This is a genomic window from Streptomyces sp. NPDC002994, assembly GCF_040611155.1.
Lineage (GTDB): Bacteria > Actinomycetota > Actinomycetes > Streptomycetales > Streptomycetaceae > Streptomyces.
Window position 1 is genome coordinate 50,747 of record NZ_JBEXNQ010000031.1, and the last position, 26,223, is coordinate 76,969.

Here is a 26,223-nt window from a genome sequence, read left to right on the forward strand (position 1 = left end):
CCGTCCGTCGCGTCACCGGCATGTCCGCATACGGTCGGTCCCGCTGGAGTCGCCGGACCAACGGCGGCCGCCCACAAGGGAGATCGGGGGTGCGCTCGTGCGGATCGGACTGCTTACGGAGGGTGGCTATCCCTATGCGACCGGTGAGTCCAGGGTGTGGTGCGACCGGCTCGTGCGCGGGCTCGCACAGTACGAATTCGACATTTACGCCCTGAGCCGCAGCGCCCGCCAGGAGGCGCAGGGCCGGCTCCAGCTGCCGCCGCAGGTGCGGCGGGTGCGTACCGCGCCGCTGTGGGCGCCGGCGGACGACGGTCGTACGTACGGCCGGCGCGAACGGCGCCGCTTCGCCGGGCACTTCGGGGAGCTGGCCGGCGCGATCTGCGCACCGGACGAGGAAGGCGCGGGCGGCCGCTTCGCCGCCGGTCTCTACGGGCTCGCGGAGCTGGCGGGGGAGTGCGGCGGGCTGTATGCCGCCCTGCGCTCGGAAATCGCCGTGCGCGTGCTGGAATCCGCCTGCCGTGCCCCCGGCGCCGGCCGCGCCGTACACGCGGCGAAGGTCCCCGACTACCTCGAATTCGTCGACCTGCTGGAGCGCGCCCTGCGGCCCCTTTCGCTGGACTGGTACGACGGCGCCGAGGGCCTTGGCGCCGTCGACCTGTGTCACGCGGCCTCCGGCGGGTCCGCCGCCCTGCCGGGGCTGCTGGGCAAACGCTTCTTCGGCGTACCGCTGCTGGTCACCGAGTACGGCGTACATCTGCGGGCGCAGTACCTGGCCGCGGGCGACACCGCCCGGAGCTCGCCGGTGCGGGCGCTGCTGGCCGCCTTCCACGGCAAGCTCGCCGCCGAGGTGTACGACCGGGCCACGCTCATCACGCCGGGCAATACGCACGCCAGGCGCTGGCAGGAGCGGTGCGGCGCCGATCGCGCGAAGCTGCGTACGGTCTACCCCGGCATGGACGCCGAGCGTTTCGCGGCCCTGGGGGAGGGGGACGACGGCGGCGACCCCCGCACGCTGGTCTGGGTCGGCCGCGTGGAGCCCGCCAAGGACTTGATCTCGCTGCTGCACGCCTTCGCGGAGGTCCGCAAGGACGAGCCGCAGGCCCGGCTGCGGATCGTGCACAACCAGCAGCCCGGGCAGGCCACCGAGGCCGCCGCCTACCTCGCGCACTGCAAGGCGCTCGCCGCCCAGCTCTTCCCCGACGAAGCCGCCGACGCGCACGCCGTCGGCGAAAACCCCGTCTCCTTCGAGGAGATCGGCGGCCCCGAGGTGCCGGACCTGACGGACGCGTACGCCGCGGGGAGTGTGGTCGTCCTCTCCAGCGTCGTCGAGGGCTTCCCGATCAGCCTGGTCGAGGCGATGTTCTGCGGGCGCGCCACGGTATCGACGGACGTCGGCGCGGTCGTCGAAGTCATCGGCGGTACGGGCCTGGTGGTCCCGCCGCGCAATCCCCGCGCACTGGCCGACGCGTGCGTGGCGCTGATGCGCGATCCGCAGCGACGGGATCGGCTGGGCGCGGCGGCGCGGGCTCGCGCGCTGGAACTCTTCACCGTCGAGCAGAACCTCGCGGCATTTCGAGGCATTTACCTGGAGCTGATCTCGCACTGCCCGGTGCGCCGCGAGCCCGTGGGCCTCGACGGCGAACCCCTGCTCTTCGCCAACCCGGCGGAGACGCATGTGCCGGGGCGGTGGGCGGGGGGCGGTTCGGGCAGCGGGCCGTCCGGGCCGAGCTGGGCGGGGACGGCTGCCGCGGATCCGTCGCAAACTCCGTCGCAAACGGTGGGCGCGGGCGCCGGGCTGGGAGAACGCCATGCCTGAGCGACGCAGCCGGCAGGACCCGGCAAGACGGTCGGTGACCACGGTGGCGACCACCACCGCGATCGAGACAGCGACCGCGAGCGACTCGGCGACCACGACTGCGGCGACCAGCGGCGCAGCGGCTGAGGCGGCGGCGAGCAGTGCCGTGACGGCTGCGCCGCCCGTGGCCGAGGCGATCGGGGCCCCGGCCGGGCCGGCTGTGGCCGGGATGAGGGCCGCAGCGACCGCGATCCCGGCGGCCGAGGTCAGGAGCGCAGTTACGGCAGTTACGACCGTCAGTGCAGGAGGCAGGTCGATGAGCGCATCCCGTACGCCGGCTGTTCCCCGTGGGGGCGCTTGGGACGCGCCCCGTACTCCCGCGAGTCCCGGCGGGTGGGACGACGAGCCACCGGCGGCGCTCGCGCCCGCCGTGTCCGGACGAGCCGAGGCTGCCGCCCCGGCGCGCCGGGGGCCCGCCGACCCGGTGCGGGCACTCATGCACCGGCACCGGGAGTTGTGCGAGCGGGCCGTCGATCCGCTGGAGATCGCCGCCGGGCTCGAAGCGCACGGGGTGACCGACAGGACCGCCGCGCGGTTCCGTCACCGGGACGTCTTCGCGCTCGCCGAGGAGCTGTACGCACGCGTGCCGCGCGTCGGTGACAGCGCCGGGCGGGCCCCGGCGCGCGAGGACTCCCCGCGCGCCCGCTGGGTCGCGTACGCGCTGCTGCCCGGCGTCGCGTGCGTCGTTACGGTTGCCGGGCTCGAACTCGCCGGCGGGCGTGGGCGGTTGGCGATCGGCTTGACCGGGATGCTGGTTGTCGCGGTCGCGCTCGCCCTGTGCCTGCGCCACGGGCCCCTGCGCGCCGAGGGGCGTACCGCTCCCGCCGCGCGCCTGTGGGTGTGCTGGCTGCTCGGGTACGCCGCCTTCGGGGACGGGCTGCTCGGGGAGGTGATCGCCGGGGGTCCGGACGGGGCCTGGCCGATGGAGACCACCACGCTGGTGGCCCTCGCCGCGGCGCTCGCGCCCGCCGCCTGGTGCGCGTACCTCCTCGCCGTACACGCGCGGCGCAAACTCACCGCGAGCCGTGGCACAGAGGAGTTCGCGGCGGCGGCCCGCCCCCTCCTGCTCGGCGTCACCGGGCTGTTCGTGGGCGTACTCCTCTGCCTCCAGATCGCGGTGGGAAGCGCGACCGGTGGCAGCGGCCGGGCTGCCGACCTGGCGGCCGGGGTCGCCCTCGGCGCCCTCCTCTTCCTCGCCCGGCTGCTCACCGTCCACGGCTTCCACCGGTCCGCGTCCGCCGGGCTCGCCACCGCGGCCGCCCTCCAGGCCGCCACGCTCTGCGCCGTACTCGCGGCCCGCCTGCCCGGCTGCGGCTTCGTCGCCTCGCCCGTCGAGTACCTCGTGGAGGCCGGCGGCGCGGGCGCCGTCCCCGCCGTCGCCTGCGCCGTGGCCGCGCTCGCCCTGCTCGTCCACGCCACCGCGGCGCTCTCCCGCGCCTCGGCCCACGCCGGCCGGACCGGGGCCGCCGACCCCCACAAGGCGCAGACGAAGGCGCCGGCGCCGCCCGGGCCGCCCGGGCCGCACTGACCGCACCGATCCGCCTCAGCCTCCCGCGGAGCCGACGCAGCGGGCGTACACCGCAGCACTCGCCGCATCACCGCCCCATCCCGAAGGAGAACGTGAACATGACCCCCCAACCCCCAACTTCAGCCGGTCGGCACCGAGGGGACGCGCGATGAGGGTGCTGCTGCTGGGTGCCAACGGATATCTCGGCCGCTTCGTCGCCGACCGCCTGCTCGCCGACCCGGCCGTCCAGCTCACCGCCCTCGGGCGGGGCGACGACGCCGACGTACGGTTCGACCTCGCCACCGGCAGTCCCGGCGCGCTGACGCGCTTCCTGAACGCCGTACACCCCGGAGTCGTCATCAACTGCGCCGGCGCCACCCGCGGCGGCGCCCGCGACCTGACCCGGCACAACACCGTCGCCGTCGCGACCGTCTGCGAGGCCCTGCGCCGCAGCGGCTGCGGAGCGCGGCTCGTGCAGCTCGGGTGTGCCGCCGAGTACGGGCCCTCGCAGCCGGGGTCGTCCACCGCCGAGGACGCCGTGCCCCGCCCCGGCGGCCCGTACGGCGTGAGCAAGCTCGCCGCCACGGAGCTGGTGCTCGGCTCCGGGCTCGACGCCGTCGTGCTCCGGGTCTTCTCGCCGGTCGGCCCCGGAACGCCCGCCGGCTCGCCGCTCGGGCGGCTCGCCGAGGCGATGCGCCGCGCGATGCAGTCCGGGGACGGCGAGCTGAAGCTCAGCGGCCTCGGCGTACAGCGCGACTTCGTCGACGTACGCGATGTGGCGCGCGCCGTGCACGCCGCCTCGCTCTCCGCCGCACAGGGCGCCATCAACATCGGCACCGGCCGCGCGGTCCGGCTGCGGGACGCCGCCGCGGTCCTGGCCAGGGTCGCGGGTTACGGCGGCGCCCTGCACGAGCTCGACGCGCCTTCCGGTTACGTCCCGGGCAGCGCGGCAGCGGCGGCGCGCAACGGCGGAGTGGGCAGCGTGCTCGCCTCGGTCGGCGCACCGCGCGGGGAGATGTCCCCGGAGCACCTGGGCGGCCCGTACCCCTACCCGGACGGCTGCGGCAGCTGGCAGCAGGCCGATGTGCGCACCGCGCGCGACCGGCTCGGCTGGCGGCCCCGGATCAACCTGGAGGAGTCGCTCGCGGACATCTGGATGGAGGCGGCATGCCGCATCTGACCAGGCCACGGCGCGCGCAGGCCGCGACCGCCGCCGACCGGATGGGCGTCGGTGTCCCCGGGTACGCCCATCCGCTCGTCGCCCCGGCCGAGTGGGGCGAGCTCACCCGTCCGGGAACGCCGTTGCACTGGGTGGTGCTCAACGTGTCCAACGGCCCCGGCACCTGCCCCGACCCGCACTGCCTGGAGGCCGCGGGCCGCATCCGCAACGCCGGTGTCCGCGTGCTGGGCCGGCTCGACATGGCGTACGGGACGCGCTCCTTCGGCGAGCTCGTGTCCGACGCGCAGCGGTTCCGCGACTGGTACCGCGTCGACGGGTTCTATCTGGACCGCTGTCCCACCGACCGGACCGACCTCCCGGCGGTGCGGCGCGTCACGACCACGGTCGGCGGGCTGGCCGAGGGCGGCGGTCACCTGGTCCTCGGGCACGGCACCCACCCCTATCCGGGCTATGCGGAGATCGCCGGCCAGCTGGTGACGTTCTCGGGGCCGTGGACGGACTACCGCTGGTCACAGGTGGCGGAGTGGACGGCGGACTACCCGCCGGAGCGCTTCTGCCACCTCGTGCACGGGCTGCCGCGTACGCACCTGGAGGAGGCCGTGCGCATCGCCCGCTGGCAGGGCGCGGGGACGGTCTTCATGACGGACCGGACTGTCGACGGGAACCAGAGCGACAGCGACGGACAAAGCGACCCATTCGAGACACTGCCCGGTTACTGGGACGAAATCGTCTCGCGGATCGGACCGGGTGTCTCGGAATGAGAAGGGGCGTGGCAGTGTTACGCGGAGAACAACCGTACTGATTGACCGACCTACGGAGTCCCCGTGTCGCTGCCACCCCTGGTCGAGCCCGCTGCCGAGCTCACTGTTGACGAGGTTCGCAGGTACTCCCGCCACCTGATCATCCCGGATGTCGGGATGGACGGGCAGAAGCGGCTGAAGAACGCCAAGGTGCTTGCCGTGGGCGCCGGCGGCCTGGGTTCGCCCGCGCTCATGTACCTCGCGGCGGCCGGCGTGGGAACGCTCGGCATCGTGGAGTTCGACGAGGTCGACGAGTCGAACCTGCAGCGCCAGATCATCCACAGCCAGGCCGACATCGGCCGCTCGAAGGCCGCGTCCGCCCGCGACTCGGTCCTCGGCATCAACCCCTACGTGAATGTCGTCCTTCACGAAGAGCGGCTCGAAGCCGAGAACGTGATGGAGATCTTCTCCCAGTACGACCTGATCGTTGACGGCACCGACAACTTCGCGACCCGTTACCTGGTCAACGACGCGTGCGTGCTCCTCAACAAGCCGTACGTCTGGGGCTCGATCTACCGCTTCGACGGCCAGGCGTCCGTGTTCTGGTCCGAGCACGGCCCCTGCTACCGCTGCCTCTACCCGGAGCCGCCGCCGCCGGGCATGGTCCCGTCCTGCGCCGAGGGCGGCGTGCTGGGCGTGCTCTGCGCGTCCATCGGCTCGATCCAGGTCACCGAGGCGATCAAGCTGCTGGCCGGCGTGGGCGACCCGCTGGTCGGCCGGCTGATGATCTACGACGCCCTGGAGATGCAGTACCGCCAGGTCAAGGTCCGCAAGGACCCCGACTGCGCGGTGTGCGGCGAGAACCCGACCGTCACCGAGCTCATCGACTACGAGGCCTTCTGCGGCGTCGTGTCGGAGGAGGCGCAGGAGGCGGCGCTCGGCTCCACGATCACTCCCAAGCAGCTCAAGGAGTGGATCGACGGCGACGAGAAGATCGACATCATCGACGTCCGCGAGCCGAACGAGTACGAGATCGTCTCGATTCCGGGCGCGCGGCTGATCCCGAAGAACGAGTTCCTGATGGGCGCCGCTCTCCAGGAGATGCCGCAGGACAAGCGCATCGTCCTGCACTGCAAGACGGGCGTCCGCAGTGCGGAGGTCCTCGCGGTGCTGAAGTCGGCGGGCTTCTCGGACGCGGTGCATGTCGGTGGCGGAGTCATCGGCTGGGTCAACCAGATCGAGCCGGAGAAGCCGATCTACTAGGCCTTCTTGCTTGTACGTACGAAGGGGCCGCCCCGCACGTGATCGTGCGGGGCGGCCCCTTTTCCGCTGTCTCGTCAGCGCCCCGGGGCCAGCAGCTCGGCCACCCTTTCGAGCGCGGCGGGCGCCAGATTGCGGCGCAGCACCTCGACCAGTTCCTCCGGCGTACTGCGGCTGTCGAGGGTGATTACGCCGTAATCGCGCCGCCGCGCCTTCGGAACGGGCGCCGGCGCGTCCCGCACCGCGCCGGGCAGCTGCTGCTCGTCGCGCGGCAGCCGCGCGATCCGCCGGGCGTCCTCGACCGAGACCCGGCCGTCGGCCAGTGCCTCCTGAAGGTCCTCGCGGAGCTTCATCAGCGACAGCCGCTGCGAGACGAACCCCTGGGTCTTGCCGATCCGGGCGGCCACCTGCCGCTGGGAGTAGCCGTACGAGGTGATCAGGCCCTGGATGGCCTGGGCCTGCTCCAGCTCGGTGAGGTCGTCGCGCTGGACGTTCTCGATGAGCGCGTCCTCGTCGGTGCGGGTCGCGTCCTCCCGTACGAGGACCGGCACCTCACGCAGCCCGGCGAGCTTGGCGGCCGCGAGCCTGCGGTGGCCGTGCAGGACGACGTACGGGGCGCCACCGACCGCCGCCTCGTGCTCCGGATGCGCGGCGAGGAAGGCGCCGCGTGAGACGACTCCGAGGGCCTGAAGCACTCCGCGTTCGCGCAGCGTCTCCGCCAGGCCGTCCAGGTCGCGCAGTTCGTGGCGCGGGTTGTCGGGGTTCTCGGCGAGGTCCGTGACGGGGACGGTCAGTGGATACGTGTCCCGCCCGGCCGGCGGCGCGGGGTCGCCGCCGGGGGTGAGCAGGGTGGCGAGATCGGTGCGGCGGCCCATCAGCGCGCCACCGCCTTTTTGGCGGTGCGGGTGCGCTTGGACGGCTTGGCCGGGGCCGGGATCACCGCGAGGCCGACCTCCAGGGCCAGCCGGAAGAAGTCCTCGCGGGCCTGGAGTGCGACGCGGTTGGCGCCGTACTGCGTGACGACGAGGCCATCGGCGGAGGCGCGGGTGTGCAGCTTGTAGTGGCGTACGACGGTCCGCGCGAGCGGCCAGCCCTGGGCCTCGACGAACGCCCGGGTCTGGTCCAGGTCCGCCTTGCCGTCGCGGGGGTCCCAGTTGTTGATGACCACGCGGAACGGCAGTCCGCGCGGCTTCACGACGCGCTCGATGGTGCGCTGGGTGGGCTGGAAGCCGAGCGGCTCGGGCTCGATCGGCACGATCACGTCGTGCGCGCTGTCGAGTACGGCGCGCAGGGCGTCGGCGGCGGCCCCCTGGCCCAGCGGGTCCTCGCCGTCGGTCTCGGCGAGGTCGAGCCAGCCGGGCGTATCGACGAAGACGTGCTGGGCTGAGGGGATGCGGGAGAGCGCGGCCAGTCCGGGCAGGTCGTCGTGCGCCTGCACGAAGTCGAACGGCAGGCCGTCGCCGACCCGTTCCGACCACCAGACGGCTGATCCCTGCGGGTCGATCGAGACCGCGACGACGGGCGGCCGCTCGCCCTTGGCCCCGGCGCCGAGTACGTCGGCTGTGACGGCGGCGAGATTGACGGCGAGCGTGGACTTACCCACGCCGCCCTTCTGATTGAGGATCACATGCACGTGCGCCACGACCACTCTCCCTGATTCACCGATTCGCGCAAATCCGACATTCGGGATTTACGGTCACTGTGACAGTGGTGCGGGGGCAGGCGGCGCGTACACGCCGGAGGGCAGCGCTGTTAGGAGCAGGTCGTGTCGTTCGCCGGGACCCTGCCGTTCAGGAAGTACGGGTCCACGGCGCGGGCCAGGCAGCCGTTGCCCGTGAGGTACGCGCCGTGGCCCTCGCCCTCGTACGTGATCTGCACGCCCACGCCCTCCCCCAGCTCCTCGACCATCCGCAGCGAACCCTCGTACGGCGTGGCCGAGTCGCCCGTGCCGCCGATCACCAGGACCGGGGGCGCGCCCTTCGCGCCGACCTCGGGGGTCTCGCGCTCGCCGTCGACCGGCCATGAGGCGCACCAGCCGGCCAGGTCCCAGGCGAGGTACGGGCCGAAGGCGGGGGAGACCTTCCGGAAGTCGGCCAGGTGGGTCCTCCTGACCTCCTCGCCGCTCACGCGTCCCTCGGCGTCGGCGCAGGATATGGCGCGCTGCGCGTGGTGCGCCGTGCTGTAGCGCCCTCGCGCGTCGCGGCCGTTGTATCCGTCGGCGAGCCTCAGCAGCGTCGTGCCGTCGCCGTTCTCCGCCTCGCGCAGGGCCTTGGTGAGCGTCGGCCGGCTGTCCTCGCTGTAGAGCTGGGACATGATGCCCGTGACCGCGAGGCTCTGGGTGAGCGGACGTCCGGCGGTGGTCGGCAGCTGCTTCTTGTCGAGCCGGCCGAGGAGCCGCACGACGCGCTTCGTGCCGGCCTCGGCGGTGGTGCCGGTGCTCTCGAAGTAGTTGTCCAGCGCGCGCTGGAAGCCCAGCGCCTGGTTGCGCGAGTGATGGACGAAGTCGGCGGTCGGGTCGACGACCGCGTCCAGCGCCATGCGCCCGACGTGCCCAGGGAAGAGGTGGGCGTACGTGCCGCCGAGCTCTGTGCCGTACGAGAAGCCGAAGTAGTTCAGTTTCTTGTCGCCGAGGACCTGGCGGATCAGGTCCATGTCGCGGGCCGCGCTGCTGGTCGCGACGTACGGCAGGACCTTGCCGGAGCGCTTGGCGCAGCCCGCGCCGAACGCTGCCGCGTCGTCGAGGTAGGCCTTCTCCTCGGCGGCGGTGTCGGGGGTGAAGTCCAGCCGGAAGGAGGCCTCGGCCTGCCGGTCGTCCTGGCAGACGACGGCGGAGCTCTCCGCGACGCCGCGCGGGTCGAAGCTGACCAGGTCGTAGCGGGTGTGCAGGGTGGTGAAGCCCGGCGCGTGCCCCGGCATCGCCGCGACGCCCGAGCCGCCCGGCCCGCCGAAGTTGAACAGGAGCGAGCCGATGCGCCGGTCGGCGTCGGTCGCCCTGGAGCGGATCAGCGCGATACCGATCGTCTCGCCGGCCGGCTCGCGGTAGTCCAGTGGCGCGGTGAGGGTGGCGCACTGCCAGTCGCCGCCGGGGGCCCGGGCGGCGCTGCCGTCCGCCTTGCGGGGCGCGGCGCAGCGCTTCCAGTCGAGGCGCTGGCCGGTGAGCGCGGAGGGGAGGGCGGGCAGCTTGCCGGCGTGGGTTTCGCCGCCTTTGCCGCCTTCACTGCCGTCGCTGCCGTCGCTGCCTTCGCGGTCGTCGTGGGGCGTGCCCTGGCGGGCGGGTTTGTCGCCGCCGCCGGTGGAGCCGCTGTCGCAGCCGGTGGCCGCCCCCGCAGCGAGGAGCGCAGCGGCTGCCAGGGCGACTGCCCGTACAAGATTTGCCATCGTGGCCCCCCACCCCGCCCAGGACTCGAAAACTGATTCGTCATCCTAGGCGGCCCCACTGACAGGCCCACTGACAGGCCCACTGACAGGCCGGCTGGCAGGCTTACGGGCATACGGTTCCGTCGGCCGGCACCTTGCCTCTCAGCAGGTACGCGTCCACCGCTGCCTGCACGCACCTGTCGCCGCTGTTGTACGCGCCGTGGCCCTCGCCCTTGTACGTCAGAACGACGCCGACGCCTTTGCCGAGCTCGTCGGCCATCTTCTTCGCGCCCGCGTAGGGCGTCGCCGGGTCTCCGGTGTTGCCGATGACGAGGATGGGGGCCGAGCCGGGCGCGCTCACATCGGGGGTGTCCCGCTCGCCGTCCACGGGCCACTGGGAGCAGCCCATCAGGCCCCAGCCGAGGAAGTCGCCGAAGACGGGTGATACCTCGCGGAATTCGCGGAGCTTCGCCTTGGTCTGCGCCATGTCGAAACGCGCCTTGGAGTCCACACAGTTGATGGCGGCGTTGGCGGCGCCGATGTTGCTGTACGAGCCGTCGGGGCCCCGGCCGTTCAGGGCGTCGGAGAGGCTGAGCAGAAGCTCGCCGTTGCCGCCGTCCGCGTCGTTGAGGCCCTGCTCCAGGTACTTCCAGTACTCCTGGGAGTAGAGCGTCTGGAGGACGCCGTTGGCGGCGTGGCTCTGTGTCAGTTCGCGGTTGCCGATTCCTTTGACGGGCTTCTTGTCCAGCCGCTTGAGGAGATCGACGATGAAGTCCTCGATCTCCTTCACGGTGTTGCCGGGCAGCGTGCACGCGTCGCCGCGCTCGAGGCAGTCCTTGGCGAAGTTGTCGAGGGCGAGCTGGAAGCCCTTGACCTGGAGGAGTGAGCCCTGCTCGGAGGACGTGGTGGGGTCGACGACCGCGTCGAAGACCGCCCTGCCGACTCTCTTCGGGAACAAGTGGGCGTAGACGCCGCCGAGTTCGGTGCCGTACGAGATGCCGAAGTAGTGCAGCTTGTCGTCGCCGAGGGTCTGCCTCATGAGGTCCATGTCGCGGGCGGCGTTGGTGGTGCCGACGTGCGGGAGGTCCTCGCCCGAGTTGTCCTCGCAGGCGGACGCGAACGACGCGAGGCTGTCGGTGAAGGTCTTCTCCTCGGCGGCGTCGTCCGGGGTGCTGTCCTGGGCGTAGTACTCGTCGAGCTCCTTGTCGTCCTTGCACTGGATGCCCACGCTGCGGCCGACGCCGCGCGGGTCGAAGCTGACCAGGTCGTAGCGGGAGCGCAGCCGCTCGTAGTTCGCGGCCAGAGAGGGCAGGCCGGTCACGCCCGAGCCGCCGGGTCCGCCGAAGTTGAAGACGAGGGAGCCGATGCGGTTCTTCGTGTCGCGGGCCTTCGCGCGGATGAGCGCCAGCTCGATCGTGTCGCCGTCGGGCTTCGCGTAGTCGCGTGGGACGTCCATGAAGGCGCACTGCCAGGTGGTGCCGCCGGAGAGGGGGGAGGGGGAGGTGCCGCCGCCCTCCGCCGCGGACGGGGCGGGGCAGTCCTCCCATTCGAGCTTCTGGGCGGCGAGGTCGTTGTCCCCGTTCCCGTCCTTGCCTTTGCCGCCGTTGTCGGAGCAGCCGGCGAGGGACACGAGAACGGCGGTGGCGGCGAGGACGGCCGTGGCACGCAGGGCGGCGGAAGTCGGCATGAACCCATCGTGCGACGGGGCGCGGGAGGGTGCGCCCCGGGAAGCGCCATTCGGGACGGCGTACGGGGCGTTCCGGGGTACGTCTCACAGGCGCACCCGGGTATGCCTCGGTGACGTACCCGGGTGCCTCTTACAGGCGTTCCGGGGAACGTCTCAAAGCGCTACCAGGGTGACCTCGGTCGCCTTCACGCTGACCCATACCCGCACGCCCTCCGCGAGCCCCAGCTCCGCGGCAGCCGCCGGAGTGACCTCCGCTACGACTTCCGGGGCGGCGTCGATCAGGACGCGCAGTCGGCTCCCGTGTGCGGTCAGCTCGCGGACCGTTCCCGGCCAGTTGTTGCGCGGGCTTCCCGAGGGTCGGCTCCGGTGTACGGAGACCGCCTCCGGGCCCACGACGGCGAGGCCGGAGGAGCCGCCCGGGAGCGGTTCGGCGGCGACCAGGTGTGCGCCGTCGAGCAGTTCCAGGCCGTCCGCCGTGGCCGTGCCGGGCCAGGCGTTGCGGCCGAGCATCCGGGCCACCCAGGGCGAATGAGGGTGCCGCGCGACCTCCGCCGGAGGCGCGTACTGCACCGACTCGCCCTCTTCCAGTACGAGCACGTGGTCCGCCAGCGAAACGGCCTCGACCGGGTCGTGCGTGACGATCAGGCAGACGCCCCGGAAGCCCGCCAGGTGGTCGCGCAGGGTGTGCCGGACGCGGGCCCTTGTCGTCTGGTCGAGTGCGGCGAGCGGTTCGTCGAGGAGGAGCAGCCGGGGCCGTGCGGCGAGGGCGCGGGCGAGTGCGACGCGCTGGGCCTGGCCCCCGGAGAGCTGGCTGGGCCTGCGGTGCGCGAGGTGCCCGACACCGAGGCGGTCGAGCCACTCCTGCGCCTCCGCGCGGGCGTGCGCCTTGGAAGCGCCCTGGGACGTTCTCCCGTACGCCGTGTTGGCGAGCGCGGTCATGTGCGGGAACAGCGCGCCGTCCTGCGGCACCCAGGCGATGCCGCGCCGGTGCGGCGGGAGCGAGGACACGTCCCTTTCGCCGAGCCGGAGGGAGCGTGCGGTTGCCCGGTCGGTGAGTCCCAGGAGCGCGCGCAGGAGGGTGGTCTTGCCCGCACCGTTGGGTCCTACGACGGCGACCGTACTACCGCCCTCGACATCGAGCCCCACGCGCGCGTGCCCGTCGATTTCTGCGACGAGCGGCCACCGGGGCGCCTCCCCACCGTCGGCCAGGGCCTCCGGGCCGGCGGACAGCGAGCCGGGGGCCGGAGCGGCCTCCAGGGGCTCATCAGGGGGCGGTGTCCGTGTGTCACGGGACCCACGCTGCGGGGCGAGCCAGTGGCCCCGCAGCGCGATCAGCACGGCGGTCGCCACCGCGAGCAGCAGGAGCGACACCGCCACCGCGCCGTCCGGGTCGTTCTGCAGCAGCAGATAGACCTGGAGCGGCAGGGTCTGCGTGGTGCCCGGCAGATTGCCGGCGAACGTGATCGTCGCCCCGAACTCGCCCAGCGCCCTCGCCCAGCACAGTGCCGCACCCGCGAGCAGCCCCGGCGCGACCATCGGAACGGTCACCGTGAAGAAGGTCCGCAGCGGCGACGCGCCGAGCGAGACGGCCGTCTCCTCGTACCGCGGGTGCAGTCCGGCCAGCGCCCCTTCCAGGCTGATCACCAGGAACGGCATCGAGACGAACGCGGACGCTACGACCGCCCCCGCCGTCGAGAACGGCAAGGTCACCCCGAACCAGTCCGACAACTGCTCGCCGATCAGCCCGCGCCGCCCGTACCCCTGAAGCAGCGCCACACCGGCGACCGTCGGCGGCAGCACCATCGGCAGCATCACCAGGACCCGCACCAGCGCCTTGCCGCGGAACGACACGCGGGCGAGCAGCCACGCCAGCGGTACGCCCAGGACGAGCGACAGGAGCAGCGCCCAGCCCGAGACCACCAAGGACAGACCCAGCGCCTCGGTCACCGCGGGCGCGGTCAGCCGCCGGGGAAGCGTCGACCACGGCGCACCGGCGAGTACCCCCGCCAGCGGGAGCAGCAGGAAGACGACGGCCAGCCCGGCCGGCAGCGTGAGGGCGAGCGGCGCGCGCCCCTTCACCGTGCTCACGGCGCCTGGAATCCCGCGTCACGCAGCAGCTTCTGCGCCTTCGGGGAGGCGAGCCACTTCACGAAGTCCGAGGCCTCCTCGCCGTGCTTCGAATCGTCGAGTACGGCGGCCGGATAGGAGGCGACGGCGTTCTGCGCGTCGGGTACGGCGACGGTGGCGACCTTGCCCCTGGCCGCCGTGGCGTCGGTCACGTACACCAGACCGGCATCGGCCTCGCCCAGCTCCACCTTGCTCAGTACCGCGCGCACATTCGGCTCCTGGGAGACGGGCTTCACCTTCACACCCGCCCCGTCCAGAATCTTCTGGCTGTAACGGCCGACCGGCACCTCGGGCGCCGCGAGAACCACCTTCAGACCGCTCCTGGAGAGGTCCTTCAGGCCGCCGATCTTCGCCGGGTTGCCCTGGGCGGTGGCGATGGTGAGGCGGTTCTTGGCGATGACGACCGGTTCGCCGGTGTTCTCCTTCAGCCCGTCCATGGTCTTCGTGTCGGCGGTGACCAGAGCGTCGGCGGGCACGCCTTGCCGTACCTGCGAGGCGAGTTCCTGAGAGCCGTTGAAGGAAAAGGTGACCTTCGTGCCGGAGTGCTCCTTCTCGTACGCCGCTCCGGCCGCCGTGAACACATCGGTGAGCGAGGCCGCGGCGAGGACGGTGATCTCGGTGGCGCCCGCTTTGGAGCCCGCCTTCTCACCGCTTTCACCGCCGCACGCGACGAGCAGGGGGGCGAGCAGCAGCGAGGTGGTGATGACGGGAAGGACGGTACGGCGTCGCACGGAAACCCCCGGGGTGTCGGTAACGACCGGCTGGGACACAGCCGGTTCACACACGGTCGATATGGACATTGGTCGACTTCACGCGGGCCACCGCCTCCATCCCGACCTCCAGGCCGAGCTCCTCGACCGCCTCCCGGGTGAGCAGGGACACCAGCCGGTGCGGGCCCGCCTGTATCTCGACCTGGGCCGCGACATCGCCGAGCTTCACCCCGGTGATGATCCCGGCGAAGGCGTTGCGCGCGGTCGTGTACGGGATGTCGCCATGCTCATTGGCCTGCTGGGCCAGCTCGACCGCGTACGCCGCGAGAACGGGGCCGTCGATCAGCCGCCGGCCGGTCTCGTCCCTGCGCGTGGTGATCCGCTCGGCGTCGGCCCAGCGGCGGACGGTGTCGGGGCTGACGCCGAGAAGCCGCGCCGCCTGCTGAGTGGTGTAGGACCGCATGTGCGGCAATGTACGGCCGTTCTAGCCGCACCTGCAAGGAAGATCGGTCGATGCTCCTGGCAGCTGCGGTGTGGCTCGTACGAAGAGACCAGAGCGACCAGCAGCCTCTACAGCTGCTCCTTGCGTGTCAGCTGGTTGAAGGACAGCCAGCCCGGCAGCACCGGCAGCCAGAACGTCAGCAGCCGGTACAGCAGCACCGCCGGCGCCGCGATCCCCGCGGGCAGTCCCGCGACCGACAGCGCCGCGATGAGCGCGCCCTCGACCGCGCCGACACCGCCGGGCGTCGGTACCGCGGAACCGATTGCGTTGGCGGTCAGGAAGACCACCGCGATGGTGGCGTAGCTCAGGCGGGTATCGCTGTCGAAGGCGCGAATCGACGCGTCCAGGCACATCACGAACGCCGCGGTCAGCAGCAGCATCCCGCCGATACCGGTGATGAGCTTCTGCGGCCGCTGCAGTACGTCGAGCATGCGGGGCACCACACCCGCGAACAACGACCGCACCCGCGTCACCACGAACCTGCGCAGGATCGGCACGGCGGTCACCACAAGCGCCAGCACCGCCGCCGTCAGCAGTCCGGCGATGACCGTCCGGGACGGGGAGAGCGTGGGGGTCCGTTCGGTGCCCGTCACGTAACCGAAAATCATCAGCAGCGTGATGTGGGCCGCGAGGCCGAAGAGCTGCGAGGCGCCGACACTCGCCACCGCCAGTCCGGGGCGTACCCCGGCGCGCTGGAGGAAACGGGTGTTGAGCGCCACGCCGCCGATCGCCGCCGGCGCGACCAGCTTCACGAAGGAACCGGCCACCTGCGCCTTGACGGTGCGCCAGAAGGGCACCTTCTCGGGTACGAAGCCCAGCAGACTCATCGCCGCGGCCGGGTAGCTCAGCGCCGAGAACAGCACGGCCACCGCAGCCCAGCGCCAGTCCGCCTTCGCGATCGCTTCGCTCATGTCGTTGGCCATCAGGGTCGAGATCAGGAAGTACGCGGCGAACGCGCCGGCGATGACGCTGATGAGCGTGCGGGGCCTGATGCGTTCGAGGCGGGCCGGCTCGACCAGTGCCTGCGGACGGATCAGCAGCACCTGGTGGCGGATCTGCGTCAGCAGGTCCTCTTCGCGTGCCTTCTCCAGCGCGTCCTCTATGGCCCCCTTCTCGGCCTTCTTCTCCGCCCGTGTGTCCTTGCGGCCATTGGCCGCCGCGGCCTCGGCGGCGCCCGGCGCGGCGGCCCCGTCCGGCTTGGCGGCGTGTGATGCGTCGATTACCGCCTCGCGCTCACGCTGCGAGCGTTCGCGCGCCAACTTGCGCAGCGTGGAGCGGGTGGAGCGGCTGAGGGCGATCGGCTGGAGCAGCGGCAGGCTGTCGGCGACCGCGTCGGGGCCCAGCACCTCCACGGCGGCGGCCACGGCCCGCTCGGCGCCGGTGCGCAGCGCGAGCGTCGTCAGGAGCTGGGCGACGTCCATGCGCAGGACGACGTCGCCGGCCGCGATCTCGCCGCCGCGCAGATCGGTCAGGATCACCCTGCCGGAACGATCCACCAGAATCGCGTCGCCGACCAGCCTCCGGTGCGCGATACGGCGCGACTGGAGGGCCTTCACCTGGCGCCAGGCACCGCGCAGCAGCTCGTCGGTGATCTCCTCGTCGGGCAGCGAGTCCAGCGAACGGCCGCCCAGGTGCTCGTACACGAGCATCACGGCGTCGGGACCGAGCTCGGACGTGGCGATCAGCCTGGGCGCGTTGGCCCCGGCGGCGATGGCGGCGTACGCGAGCAGCGCCTCCTGCTCCAGGGCCTGGCGCAGGGACTGGATCGAGCGGCGCTGGGTGATGCCGCGCAGGGTCACCTGACGCCACACGCGGTAGAAGAACCCCTGCGCCTGCTGCTCGCGGTCGACGACGGTGACGTCGAGGGGCGGCCCGTCCTCCAGGGTGACGAGGTAGCGGCGGCCGCGGTCGCCCTGCTCGGCCGAGTCGGGTACGTCCTCGGCGCGCATCGCCGTCACCGGACGGAACCCGACGTGTCGCAGCCCCGCGAGGAGGGTCTGGCCGGTGGGCCGTACGTTCGGGGAACCGACGGCGTAGAGCGTCCCGTACGCGACCGTCCAGCCGATCAGCACGGTCACGATGATCGAGAACGGTGTGGTCTGGCGGCCGACCAGTACGGCGAACGAGTTGAGCAGCAGCACCGCCCACAGCGCCACGCGCCAGCGCGGCCTGCGCGCCATGCCGACCGCCGTCATGTACGCGATGACGGGCGCCAGGTAACCGTGCACGGGATCGGTCAGTTCGCCGTTCGCCGTCGCCTGTGTGAGCGCTTCCCTGATCGTGTCGGGGGCGGCCTCGGAGACCCACAGGTCGGTGGCGAGCGCGACACCGTGCGCGAGCACGGCCGCGAGTACGCCGTCCGCGATCCGCAGTCCGTCGCGCTTGATCAGCCGCTCGATCGCGAAGGCGACCGGGAGGATCAGTACGGCGATGCTGGAGATCAGGCCGGCCAGTTTGATGAAGACGTCGGGGGTCTGGCCGGTGCCCTTGCTGATGTCCTGTTCGAGCCCGGACGCGGTGCCGTGCGCGAAGGCCGCGATGCCGAGTACGCACACGATGCCCAGCACGCCGACGAGCAGTCGTACCAGGTCGGACGGGCGGTGTACGCGCGCGGAGAGCAGTGGTTCGTCGCCGGAGACCCCGTCGATGTTGCTTCCTTCGGGCCCGCAGTTCATGTTCTTCGTGGGCCTTTCGGATGCGTCAGGGCGTGACTCGGCGCCGGGGGTACTCGCCGCCGGCGGAGGCTGCACGCCCTGCTCGTTCGTTGTTTCCTCTTGATCTCGTATCACCTGTCACCGCCCGGATGATGGTGGCATGACCGGATGACACAGGGGGGCATCAGGGTGCATTGCGGGGGCGTGGAGTGTTTCGCGTGTTTTGGATACTCCCCGTGGAGCAGCGCCCACTGTCGGCGGCGTGGTGCAGGATGGACCGGATGAGCCACGAGCCGGAAGACTCCGCACTGCCCGAGTACGCCGAGCGCGTACTGGAGGTGGCCGAGATGATTCCACCCGGCCGTGTGATGACGTACGGGGACGTCGCCGAGTGGCTCGAGGAGGGCGGCCCCCGCCAGGTCGGGCGGGTCATGGCGCTCTACGGCGGCGGCGCGCCCTGGTGGCGCGTCGTGCGTTCCGACGGCGTACTGCTGCCGGGCCACGAACTGCGGGCGCTGGACCACTACCGCGCGGAGGGCACCCCACTGCGGACGGCCTCCCGGCAGTCCGGGACCCACCTGCCGCGCCTGGACATGAAGCAGGCGAGGTGGGACGGCGGCACGGCCGGTTCCGGCGGAAGTGCACAAGCTCACACGACTCACACCTGACAGCTTCCTGCATGCGCGGTCGCGGTGGGGAATGGCCGGACCGCAGGGGGCGCCGGAGGAGGCGCCGGGCGAGGCACCGGGCGGGACAGGACGCGGACCCGCTGCGTCCCGGTCGCCCACTGGCGTAGCGTCGTCCTCCGCACGCGGCACGCGCGTACCGCTCATCCCGCATCCCCCGCGCCCCGCGCGGGGCGGCAATTCAACCCGTACACCCACCAGGACCGGCGATCCACGTGAGCTCCTCCCCTTCCGCAGATCCCCCAGGTTCCGCAGGTTCCGCAGTTTCCGCCTGGAATCCGCCGCACCGTAAGGCGCGGCAGCGGACCCCGGGCGCGTACCGGCTGGTGCGTACACCGCCGGGCCCGGTGGATCCTCCTCTTCTTGACGCGCGACAGCGCGCGGTGGTTGACCATGTGGGCGGTCCGCTGCTGGTCCTCGCGGGACCGGGCACCGGCAAGACGACGACACTCGTGGAGGCGGTCGCCGCGCGTGTCGCCAAGGGAGCCGACCCTCAGCGCATCCTGGTGCTCACTTTCAGCCGCAAGGCCGCGGTGGAACTGCGCGACCGGATGGCACTTAGGCTCGGCGGTGCGTACGGGCCGCAGGCCACCACCTTTCACTCCTTTTGCTACGCCCTGGTCCGCGCCCACCAGGACAGCGACCTCTTCAGCGAACCGCTGCGGCTGCTGTCCGGCCCCGAACAGGACGTGGCGGTACGTGACCTGCTGGCGGGCCACGTGGCCCTGGAGCGGGACGGCCGTCCCTCGCCCATCCACTGGCCGGACGAACTGCGCGCCTGCCTCACGACGCGCGGCTTCGCCGACGAGGTGCGGGCGGTCCTGGCCCGCAGCCGGGAACTGGGGCTCGGCCCCGACGCCCTGGGGGCCTTCGCGGCGCGTACCGGGCGGCCCGACTGGAAGGCCGCGGCGGCCTTCCTGGCCGAATATCTCGACGTACTCGACATGCAGGGCGTCCTGGACTACGCCGAACTGGTCCACCGCGCGGTGCTGCTCGCCGAGCAGGCGGAGCTCACGGGCCGGCTCAGCGCCCAGTACGACGCGGTCTTCGTGGACGAGTACCAGGACACCGACCCGGCACAGGTCCGCCTCCTGCACGCGCTGGCCGGTTCGGGGCGCACCCTGGTGGCGTTCGGCGACCCGGACCAGTCGATCTACGCGTTCCGCGGTGCGGACGTCGGCGGCATCCTCGACTTCCCGGACACGTTCCGGGGAACGGACGGCAGCCCTTCCCCGGTGGAGGTCCTGACGACCTCCCGCCGCTCGGGAGCGGGCCTCTTGGAGGCCACCCGCCGGCTCACCCGCAGGATGCCGCTGACGCGCCTGCCGGCCGAAAAGGTTCGGGCGCACCGCGACCTCGCCGCGGTACGCGAAGGGGGCCACGCGGAGGTCTTCACGTACCCGACGGCGGGCACGGAGCTCGACAACATCGCGGACATCCTGCGCCGTGCCCACCTGGAGGAGGGCGTGCCGTGGAACGAGATGGCGGTACTGGTACGAGCGGGCGGCCGCACGATCCCCGCCGTACGCCGCGCCCTGACCTCCGCGGGCGTCCCCCTGGAGATCGACGGCGATGACCTCGCCCTGCGCCACGAGCCTGCCGTGACCCCCCTGCTGACGGCCCTACGAGCAGTGGCCGAAGCAGCCCTCACTCGACCGACCGGGCCCGCCGACGACGGTGCCGCTGAGGCACCCACCGGCCGCCGCGAAGCCGACGCCGTGGGCGGGTCGGTGGCGCCTCTTGTACGTCCTGAGGGCGACGTCCCGGGCGGGTCGGACGGGTCCGTCGTGCGGCGCGAAGCTGCCGCTTCCGGGGGGCCTGGGGGGCTTGTCCCCCAGTTTCGGGAAGGGGCGGGTCAGGGGAACTCCACCGCCCCCGCCCCGCAGTCCGAAGCCGGGGACGTCGGCCAAGGCGAGGGCCGGGACCAGGACGAGGGCCAGGGGAGTCCCGTCCCGCCCGCCACGACCAGCACCTGGCTCAGCACGGACGTCGCCGCCGAACTGCTCGCCTCGCCCCTCGCCGGCATGGACACCGCCGACCTCCGCCGTCTCGGCCGCGCCCTGCGCGACGAGGAGCGCGCCGCCGGGAACCGGCTCCCGCCGCCCTCCGACGAGCTGCTCGCCCGCGCCCTCGCCGAACCGGAGCGGCTGGCCGCGCACGACCCGGCGTACGCCCGCGGCGCCCAGCGCCTCGGCGCGCTCCTGCGGGGGGCCCGCACCCTCCTCGAAGCCGGCGGCACCGCCGAAGAGGCCCTCTGGGAGCTGTGGAACGGCACCCCCTGGCCGGGGCGCCTCGAACGCGCCGCCCTGCGCGGCGGCGCGGCCGGCCGCAACGCCGACCGCGACCTCGACGCCGTGTGCGCACTGTTCGACACCGCCGCCCGCGCCGAGGAACGCTCCGGCGGCCGCGGCGCCCTGAACTTCCTCGAAGAGCTCGACGCCCAGGACATCGCCGCCGACACCCTCAGCAAGCGCGCCGTACGCCCTGACGCCGTACGCCTGATGACCGCGCACCGGTCAAAAGGGCTGGAGTGGCGCCTGGTGGTCGTGGCGGGCGTGCAGGAGGGCCTGTGGCCGGACCTGCGCCGCCGAGGTTCGCTCCTCGAAGCCGACCGGATCGGGCGCGACGGCCTCGCCGAGCCCCTCACCCCCGGCGCCCTCCTCGCCGAGGAACGACGGCTCTTCTACGTCGCAGCGACCCGCGCCCGCGAGCGCCTCGTCGTCACCGCCGTCAAGGCCCCCACCGACGACGGCGACCAGCCCTCCCGCTTCCTCACCGAACTCGGTGTCGAACCCAAGGACGTCACAGGCCGCCCCCGCCGCCCCCTCGCCGTGGCCGCACTCGTCGCCGAACTGCGCGCCACCACCGTCGACCCGGCGGCCACCCCCGCGCTGCGCGACGCGGCCGCCCGCAGGCTGGCCCGCCTCGCCGCCCTCGCGGACGAGGACGGCCAGCCGTTGGTCCCTTCGGCGCACCCGTACCGCTGGTGGGGCCTGTACGACCCGACGCACAGCAGCATCCCGCTGCGCGACCGGAACGAGCCCGTGGCGCTCTCGGGAAGCGCACTGGACCAGCTCGCGAACACGTGCTCCCTCCAGTGGTTCCTGGGACGCGAGGTAAAGGCGGACGCACCCGCGACCGCCGCCCAGGGCTTCGGCAACGTCGTGCACGTCCTGGCCGACGAGGTCGCGTCCGGCCGTACGCCCGCCGACCTCGCCGTACTCATGGAACGCCTCGACTCCGTCTGGAACGCTCTCGCGTTCGACGCCCCCTGGAAGTCCACGCAGGAGAAGGAGCACGCCCGAGTGGCACTGGAACGCTTCCTCCAGTGGCACGTCATGGACCGGGGCGGCCGCACCCCGGTCGCGACCGAGCACGACTTCGACGTGACCCTGGAGGCGGGCGGAGAGTACGAGGTGCGCATCCGAGGTTCCATGGACCGCGTCGAAAAGGACGCCGAGGGACGGGCGTACGTCGTCGATTTCAAGACCGGAAAAGCGACCCCAACGCGCGATGAGGTCGCCCACCACCCGCAGCTCGCCGTCTACCAGCTCGCCGTACGGGAAGGCGCCGTGGACGAGGCGTTCGGCGGAACGCGCCCCGAGCCCGGCGGCGCCGAACTCGTACAGTTGCGCCAAGCGGCCGCCAAGAAGGACGGCGGGGAAGCACTCCCCAAGATCCAGGCGCAGGAGCCGCTCGCCGGGGAGTGGGTCGGCGATCTGCTCGCCACCGCGGCCGGCCGCGTACTCGACGAACGATTCAGTCCGGCGACCGGCCAGCACTGCACGCACTGCGCCTTCCGCGCCGCGTGCAGCGCACAGCCGGAGGGCCGCCACATCGTCGAGTAGCGGAAGCTTCACGGTCCGTGGTTGTCAGTGGGGCCGGATAGCCTCTCTGGGGTGTCAGCTCGAATCACCGACCCCGAGCAGCTCAAAGAGCTCCTCGGCATCCCGTTCACCCCGGAGCAGATGGCGTGCGTCACCGCACCGCCTGCCCCGCAGGTCATCGTGGCCGGAGCCGGTTCGGGCAAGACGACGGTCATGGCCGCGCGGGTGGTGTGGCTGGTCGGCACGGGCCAGGTCGCGCCCGAGCAGGTACTCGGCCTCACCTTCACCAACAAGGCGGCCGGCGAGCTCGCCGAGCGCGTCCGCAAGGCACTGATCCGCGCCGGAGTGACCGACCCCGACGTCATCGACCCGGACAACCCTCCCGGCGAGCCCAGGATCTCCACGTACCACGCCTTCGCCGGACAGCTCCTCGCCGAGCACGGCCTGCGCATCGGCCTCGAACCGACCGCCCGCCTCCTCGCCGACGCCACCCGCTACCAGCTCGCCGCGCGCGTGCTGCGGGAGGCGCCCGGCCCGTATCCGGCGCTCACCAAATCCTTCCCGTCCCTGGTCAGTGACCTGCTGGCGTTGGACGGCGAGCTCGCCGAGCACCTGGTGAAGCCGGCCCGCCTCGCGACGTACGACACCGAACTCCTCAGCACCCTCGCGTCCGTCAAGCTCTCCAACGCCGACCTGCGCAAGGTCCCCGAAGCCGCCGCCGCCCGACTCGAACTGCTCGAACTCACCACCCGCTACCGCGAGGCCAAGCGCAGCCGCGACCTCCTCGACTTCGGCGACCAGATCGCGCTCTCCGCCGAGCTCGCGCTCACCAGCGAGGAAGCCGGCCGGATCCTGCGCGACGAATTCCGGGTCGTCCTGCTCGACGAGTACCAGGACACGTCGGTCGCGCAGCGCCTGCTCCTCTCCGGCCTGTTCGGCGGCGGCACCGGGCACGCGGTGACGGCGGTCGGCGACCCCTGCCAGGCGATCTACGGCTGGCGCGGCGCGTCCGTCGCCAACCTCGACGACTTCCCGGCCCACTTCCCGTACGCCGACGGGAGCCCCGCGGCCCGCTTCTCGCTCAGCGAGAACCGCCGCAGCGGCGGCCGCCTCCTCGACCTCGCCAACGGCCTCGCCGTCCCGCTGCGCGCCATGCACGAGGGCGTGGAGGCGCTGCGCCCCGCCCCGGGCGCCGAGCGCGACGGCATCGTCCGGTGCGCCCTCCTGCCCACCCACGCACAGGAGATCGCGTGGCTGGCCGACTCGATAGCCCACCTTGTCCGTACGGGAAAGGAACCCGGCGAGATCGCCGTCCTGTGCCGTACGGCGGGCGACTTCGCCGAGATCCAGGGCGCGCTGGTGGCCCGCGACGTACCGGTGGAGGTGGTCGGCCTCTCCGGGCTGCTCCACCTCCCCGAGGTCGCGGACCTCGTCGCGGTCTGCGAAGTGCTCCAGGATCCCGGTGCCAATGCCTCGCTCGTACGCATCCTCACCGGCCCGCGCTGGCGCATCGGCCCGCGCGACCTGGCGCTGCTCGGGCGCCGCGCGCGCCTGCTCGTCCACCGCGCGCGGGGAACCGACGCGGGCGCCGACCCCGACGGCAGGCTGGCCGAGGCCGTCGAGGGCGTGGACCCGGCGGAGGTCATCTCCCTGGCGGACGCGCTCGACACGTTCCTGGAGGCCGGCGGCGGCGGTACGGACGACGGCCTGCCCTTCTCGGCGGACGCCCGGGTCCGCTTCGCCCGCCTGGCAGCCGAGCTGCGCGACCTGCGGCGCTCGCTCGCGGACCCGCTCATGGACGTACTGCACAGGGTGCTGGCCACGACGGGCCTCGAAGTGGAGCTGTCCGCGTCCCCGCACGCCCTGGCCGCTCGCCGGCGCGAGACTTTGAGCAACTTCCTGGACACGGCGGCGGGATTCGCGGCGCTCGACGGCGAGGCGAACCTGCTCGCTTTCCTCGCCTTCCTGCGCACGGCCGCCCAGTACGAGAAGGGCCTGGACAACGCCCTGCCCGGTGGCGAGAACACCGTCAAGGTCCTCACCGCCCACAAGTCCAAGGGCCTGGAGTGGGACGTCGTGGCCGCGCCGGGCCTGGTCACGGGCCACTTCCCGAGCGAGCAGTCCCGCGACTCGTGGACCTCCCAGGCCAAGGTCCTGCCGCACGCGCTGCGCGGCGACGCCAAGACGCTCCCGGACGTGGACGACTGGGACGCCAAGGGCATCAAGGCCTTCAAGGACGAGATGAAGGCCCACCAGCACACGGAGGAACTGCGCCTCGGGTACGTCACGTTCACCCGCCCGCGCTCGCTGCTGCTCGGTTCGGGCCACTGGTGGGGCCCGACCCAGAAGAAGCCGCGCGGCCCGTCCGCCTTCCTGCATGCCCTGTACGAGCACTGCACGGCCGGATTCGGCGAGATCGAGGCGTGGGCGGACGAGCCGGCGGAGGGCGAGGAGAACCCGACCCTGCGCGAGTCGGCGGCGGACCGGGCCTGGCCCCTGCCGCTGGATCCGGCGTCCATGGCCCGGCGCCGCCGGGCGGCGGAGACGGTCATGGCCCACTTGAAGGCACTGGCGACGGCCCCGGCCGAGGCTGCCGCCGGCACCGATGGGGACTACGACGCCGACCCGGAGGACTGGGACACGCTCCTGACGGAGCGGCCTGCGCCGGCATCCGGCCGAGCCCCCGCGACAGGCGAGTGGAGCGCCGAAGCGGACACCGCGACCGGCGCCGAGGGGTACGCATCCGCCGGTGCGTTCCACGACGACGCCCCGGATGCGGGGGAGTGGGACACCCTTCTCACGGAGCGCCCGGCGGCGAGGCTGGGCGGAGCGGGGGTGGAAGGTGGGTCGGAGGCCGGCACGGCGGCTGGCGCTGCGGTCGAGTTCGGCGCCGAGGGGTACGTTTCCGCCGATGCGTTCCACGACGACGTCCCGGACGCGGCGGAGGCGGAGTGGGACAGCCTCCTCACGGAGCGGCCGGCGGCGACGCCCGATCGTGGCTCGGCCGAAGGCGAGACCGGCCCCGGCGTCGGCCCGGAGACCAGCGCCGATCCCGAGACCCGCACCGCGACGCGCGCCGAGGCTGACGCCGATGGTGCTGCCGAACGGTTCCACGGCGATGCCCAGGACCCGGCGCAGTGGGCCGGCGGGACCAGCCGGCACCCCGGCGTCGTACCCGCAGCTCGCACGCACTCGGACTTGGACGCGCACGCGCAGTCGCACGAGCACGCGCGCGCCGAACTGCCCCGCGCCCGGGAGCACGACGCGTCCATGTCCGCGTCCGCCCACGACTCAGTGCCCGCACGCCGCCACCCGGCGCACCCGGCGCACCCGGCGGACCAGGCGACGGGGTCCGCGGGGCCTGGGGGCCCAGCCACCCAGTTCCGGGAAGGGGCGGGGCAGCGGAGGAACCCACTCACCCCCGAAGAGGCCCGCGCGGTCGCCTCCTGGGACCGGGACCTCGACGCCCTCGCCGGGGAGCTCCGCCGTGCCCGCGCCACCACCCGCGATGTCCCCGTACCCCCCTCCCTCACCGCCACCCAGCTCCTGCGCCTCGCCGCCGACCCCGACGGCTTCGCCCACGAGCTCGCCCGCCCCATGCCGCGCCCGCCCCAGCCCGCCGCCCGCCGCGGCACCCGTTTCCACGCGTGGGTGGAGTCGCGCTTCGAGGAGCTGCCGCTGCCCATGCTCGGCCCCGACGAGCTGCCCGGCGGCGATGAGACCGACGCCGACATCGCGGACGAGCGCGACCTGGCCGCACTCAAGGAGGCGTTCGAGCGCAGCCCGTACGCCCGCCGCACCCCGTACCGCCTGGAAGCGCCCTTCCACCTCACCCTCGCGGGCCGCGTCATCCGGGGTCGGATAGACGCCGTGTACCGCGACGAGGAGACCGGCGCGTACGAGATCGTCGACTGGAAGACGGCCCGGACCCGCACCGCCGACCCCCTCCAGCTGGCGGTCTACCGCCTTGCCTGGGCCGAGCAGCACGACCTCCTCCCGGACTCCGTGGGCGCCGCGTTCCTCTACGTCCGCACCGGCGAAATCGCGCGCCCCGCCCGCCTCCCCGGCCGCAGGGAGCTCGAACGGATCCTGCTGGACGAGCCCGGTCCGGCGGCCGGATAGGCTCGGGGC

The 26,223-nt window shown here is 72.7% G+C and carries 16 protein-coding genes; 8 read left to right on the forward strand and 8 right to left on the reverse strand.

Going from position 1 to position 26,223, the window contains the following annotated elements; translation table 11 throughout:
• Nucleotides 1–97: 97 nt before the first annotated feature.
• The 5 genes from pelF (at nt 98) to moeZ (ending at nt 6,545) form a co-directional block, all read left to right on the forward strand.
• Nucleotides 98–1,816: a GT4 family glycosyltransferase PelF gene (pelF, locus tag ABZX79_RS31560; RefSeq protein WP_355265317.1), complete on the forward strand. Its 1,719-nt coding sequence runs from the start codon at nt 98–100 to the stop codon at nt 1,814–1,816.
• A complete protein-coding gene (locus ABZX79_RS31565) occupies nt 1,809–3,383 on the forward strand; it encodes a hypothetical protein (protein WP_355265320.1) in 1,575 nt (524 codons plus the stop codon). Before pelF ends, ABZX79_RS31565 begins: the two co-directional genes overlap by 8 nt.
• Nucleotides 3,384–3,531: 148 nt before the next feature.
• Nucleotides 3,532–4,542 carry an NAD-dependent epimerase/dehydratase family protein gene (locus tag ABZX79_RS31570; protein WP_215130453.1) on the forward strand — a complete coding sequence of 337 codons (1,011 nt, stop codon included), beginning with the start codon at nt 3,532–3,534 and terminating at the stop codon, nt 4,540–4,542.
• Nucleotides 4,530–5,303 (forward strand): spherulation-specific family 4 protein, encoded by a 774-nt coding sequence (locus ABZX79_RS31575; protein WP_355265323.1) that lies wholly within the window; start codon nt 4,530–4,532, stop codon nt 5,301–5,303. The genes ABZX79_RS31570 and ABZX79_RS31575 overlap by 13 nt, the downstream gene beginning before the upstream one ends.
• Nucleotides 5,304–5,366: 63 nt before the next feature.
• On the forward strand, nt 5,367–6,545 hold the full coding sequence (moeZ, locus tag ABZX79_RS31580; protein WP_355265326.1) for an adenylyltransferase/sulfurtransferase MoeZ: 1,179 nt from the start codon (nt 5,367–5,369) through the stop codon (nt 6,543–6,545).
• A gap of 74 nt (nt 6,546–6,619) precedes the next feature.
• On the opposite strand, the gene ABZX79_RS31585 is transcribed toward moeZ, so the two are convergent.
• From ABZX79_RS31585 to ABZX79_RS31620, 8 genes are all read right to left on the reverse strand, one after another.
• Nucleotides 6,620–7,417, reverse strand: a complete 798-nt coding sequence (locus tag ABZX79_RS31585; protein ID WP_355265329.1) for a ParB/RepB/Spo0J family partition protein — start codon at nt 7,415–7,417, stop codon at nt 6,620–6,622.
• Nucleotides 7,417–8,184, reverse strand: coding sequence for a ParA family protein (locus tag ABZX79_RS31590; RefSeq protein WP_355265332.1), 768 nt, complete (start codon nt 8,182–8,184; stop codon nt 7,417–7,419). The genes ABZX79_RS31585 and ABZX79_RS31590 overlap by 1 nt, the downstream gene beginning before the upstream one ends.
• A 110-nt stretch (nt 8,185–8,294) precedes the next feature.
• Nucleotides 8,295–9,920 (reverse strand): alpha/beta hydrolase, encoded by a 1,626-nt coding sequence (locus tag ABZX79_RS31595; protein ID WP_355265335.1) that lies wholly within the window; start codon nt 9,918–9,920, stop codon nt 8,295–8,297.
• Between the two features lie 103 nt (nt 9,921–10,023).
• Nucleotides 10,024–11,586 carry an alpha/beta hydrolase gene (locus ABZX79_RS31600; protein WP_355265338.1) on the reverse strand — a complete coding sequence of 521 codons (1,563 nt, stop codon included), beginning with the start codon at nt 11,584–11,586 and terminating at the stop codon, nt 10,024–10,026.
• A gap of 153 nt (nt 11,587–11,739) precedes the next feature.
• Entirely contained in the window at nt 11,740–13,674 is a 1,935-nt protein-coding gene (locus ABZX79_RS31605) for an ABC transporter permease (RefSeq protein WP_355265341.1), read from the reverse strand.
• On the reverse strand, nt 13,671–14,444 hold the full coding sequence (gene modA / locus ABZX79_RS31610; protein WP_355265344.1) for a molybdate ABC transporter substrate-binding protein: 774 nt from the start codon (nt 14,442–14,444) through the stop codon (nt 13,671–13,673). Before modA ends, ABZX79_RS31605 begins: the two co-directional genes overlap by 4 nt.
• 46 nt (nt 14,445–14,490) lie before the next feature.
• A complete protein-coding gene (locus tag ABZX79_RS31615) occupies nt 14,491–14,886 on the reverse strand; it encodes a helix-turn-helix transcriptional regulator (protein WP_355265347.1) in 396 nt (131 codons plus the stop codon).
• 107 nt (nt 14,887–14,993) lie between these two features.
• A complete protein-coding gene (locus ABZX79_RS31620) occupies nt 14,994–17,675 on the reverse strand; it encodes a lysylphosphatidylglycerol synthase transmembrane domain-containing protein (protein ID WP_355265350.1) in 2,682 nt (893 codons plus the stop codon).
• A 185-nt stretch (nt 17,676–17,860) separates the two neighbouring features.
• Here ABZX79_RS31620 and ABZX79_RS31625 point away from each other — a divergent pair, with 185 nt between their 5' ends.
• From ABZX79_RS31625 to ABZX79_RS31635, 3 genes are all read left to right on the forward strand, one after another.
• Nucleotides 17,861–18,247, forward strand: coding sequence for an MGMT family protein (locus ABZX79_RS31625; protein ID WP_355265353.1), 387 nt, complete (start codon nt 17,861–17,863; stop codon nt 18,245–18,247).
• 341 nt (nt 18,248–18,588) lie between these two features.
• The gene (locus ABZX79_RS31630) at nt 18,589–22,113 is read left to right on the forward strand and encodes an ATP-dependent DNA helicase (protein WP_355265419.1); all 3,525 of its coding nucleotides are present in this window, start codon (nt 18,589–18,591) and stop codon (nt 22,111–22,113) included.
• Between the two features lie 51 nt (nt 22,114–22,164).
• Nucleotides 22,165–26,214 (forward strand): UvrD-helicase domain-containing protein, encoded by a 4,050-nt coding sequence (locus ABZX79_RS31635; protein ID WP_355265356.1) that lies wholly within the window; start codon nt 22,165–22,167, stop codon nt 26,212–26,214.
• The last annotated feature ends 9 nt before the right edge of the window (nt 26,215–26,223 follow it).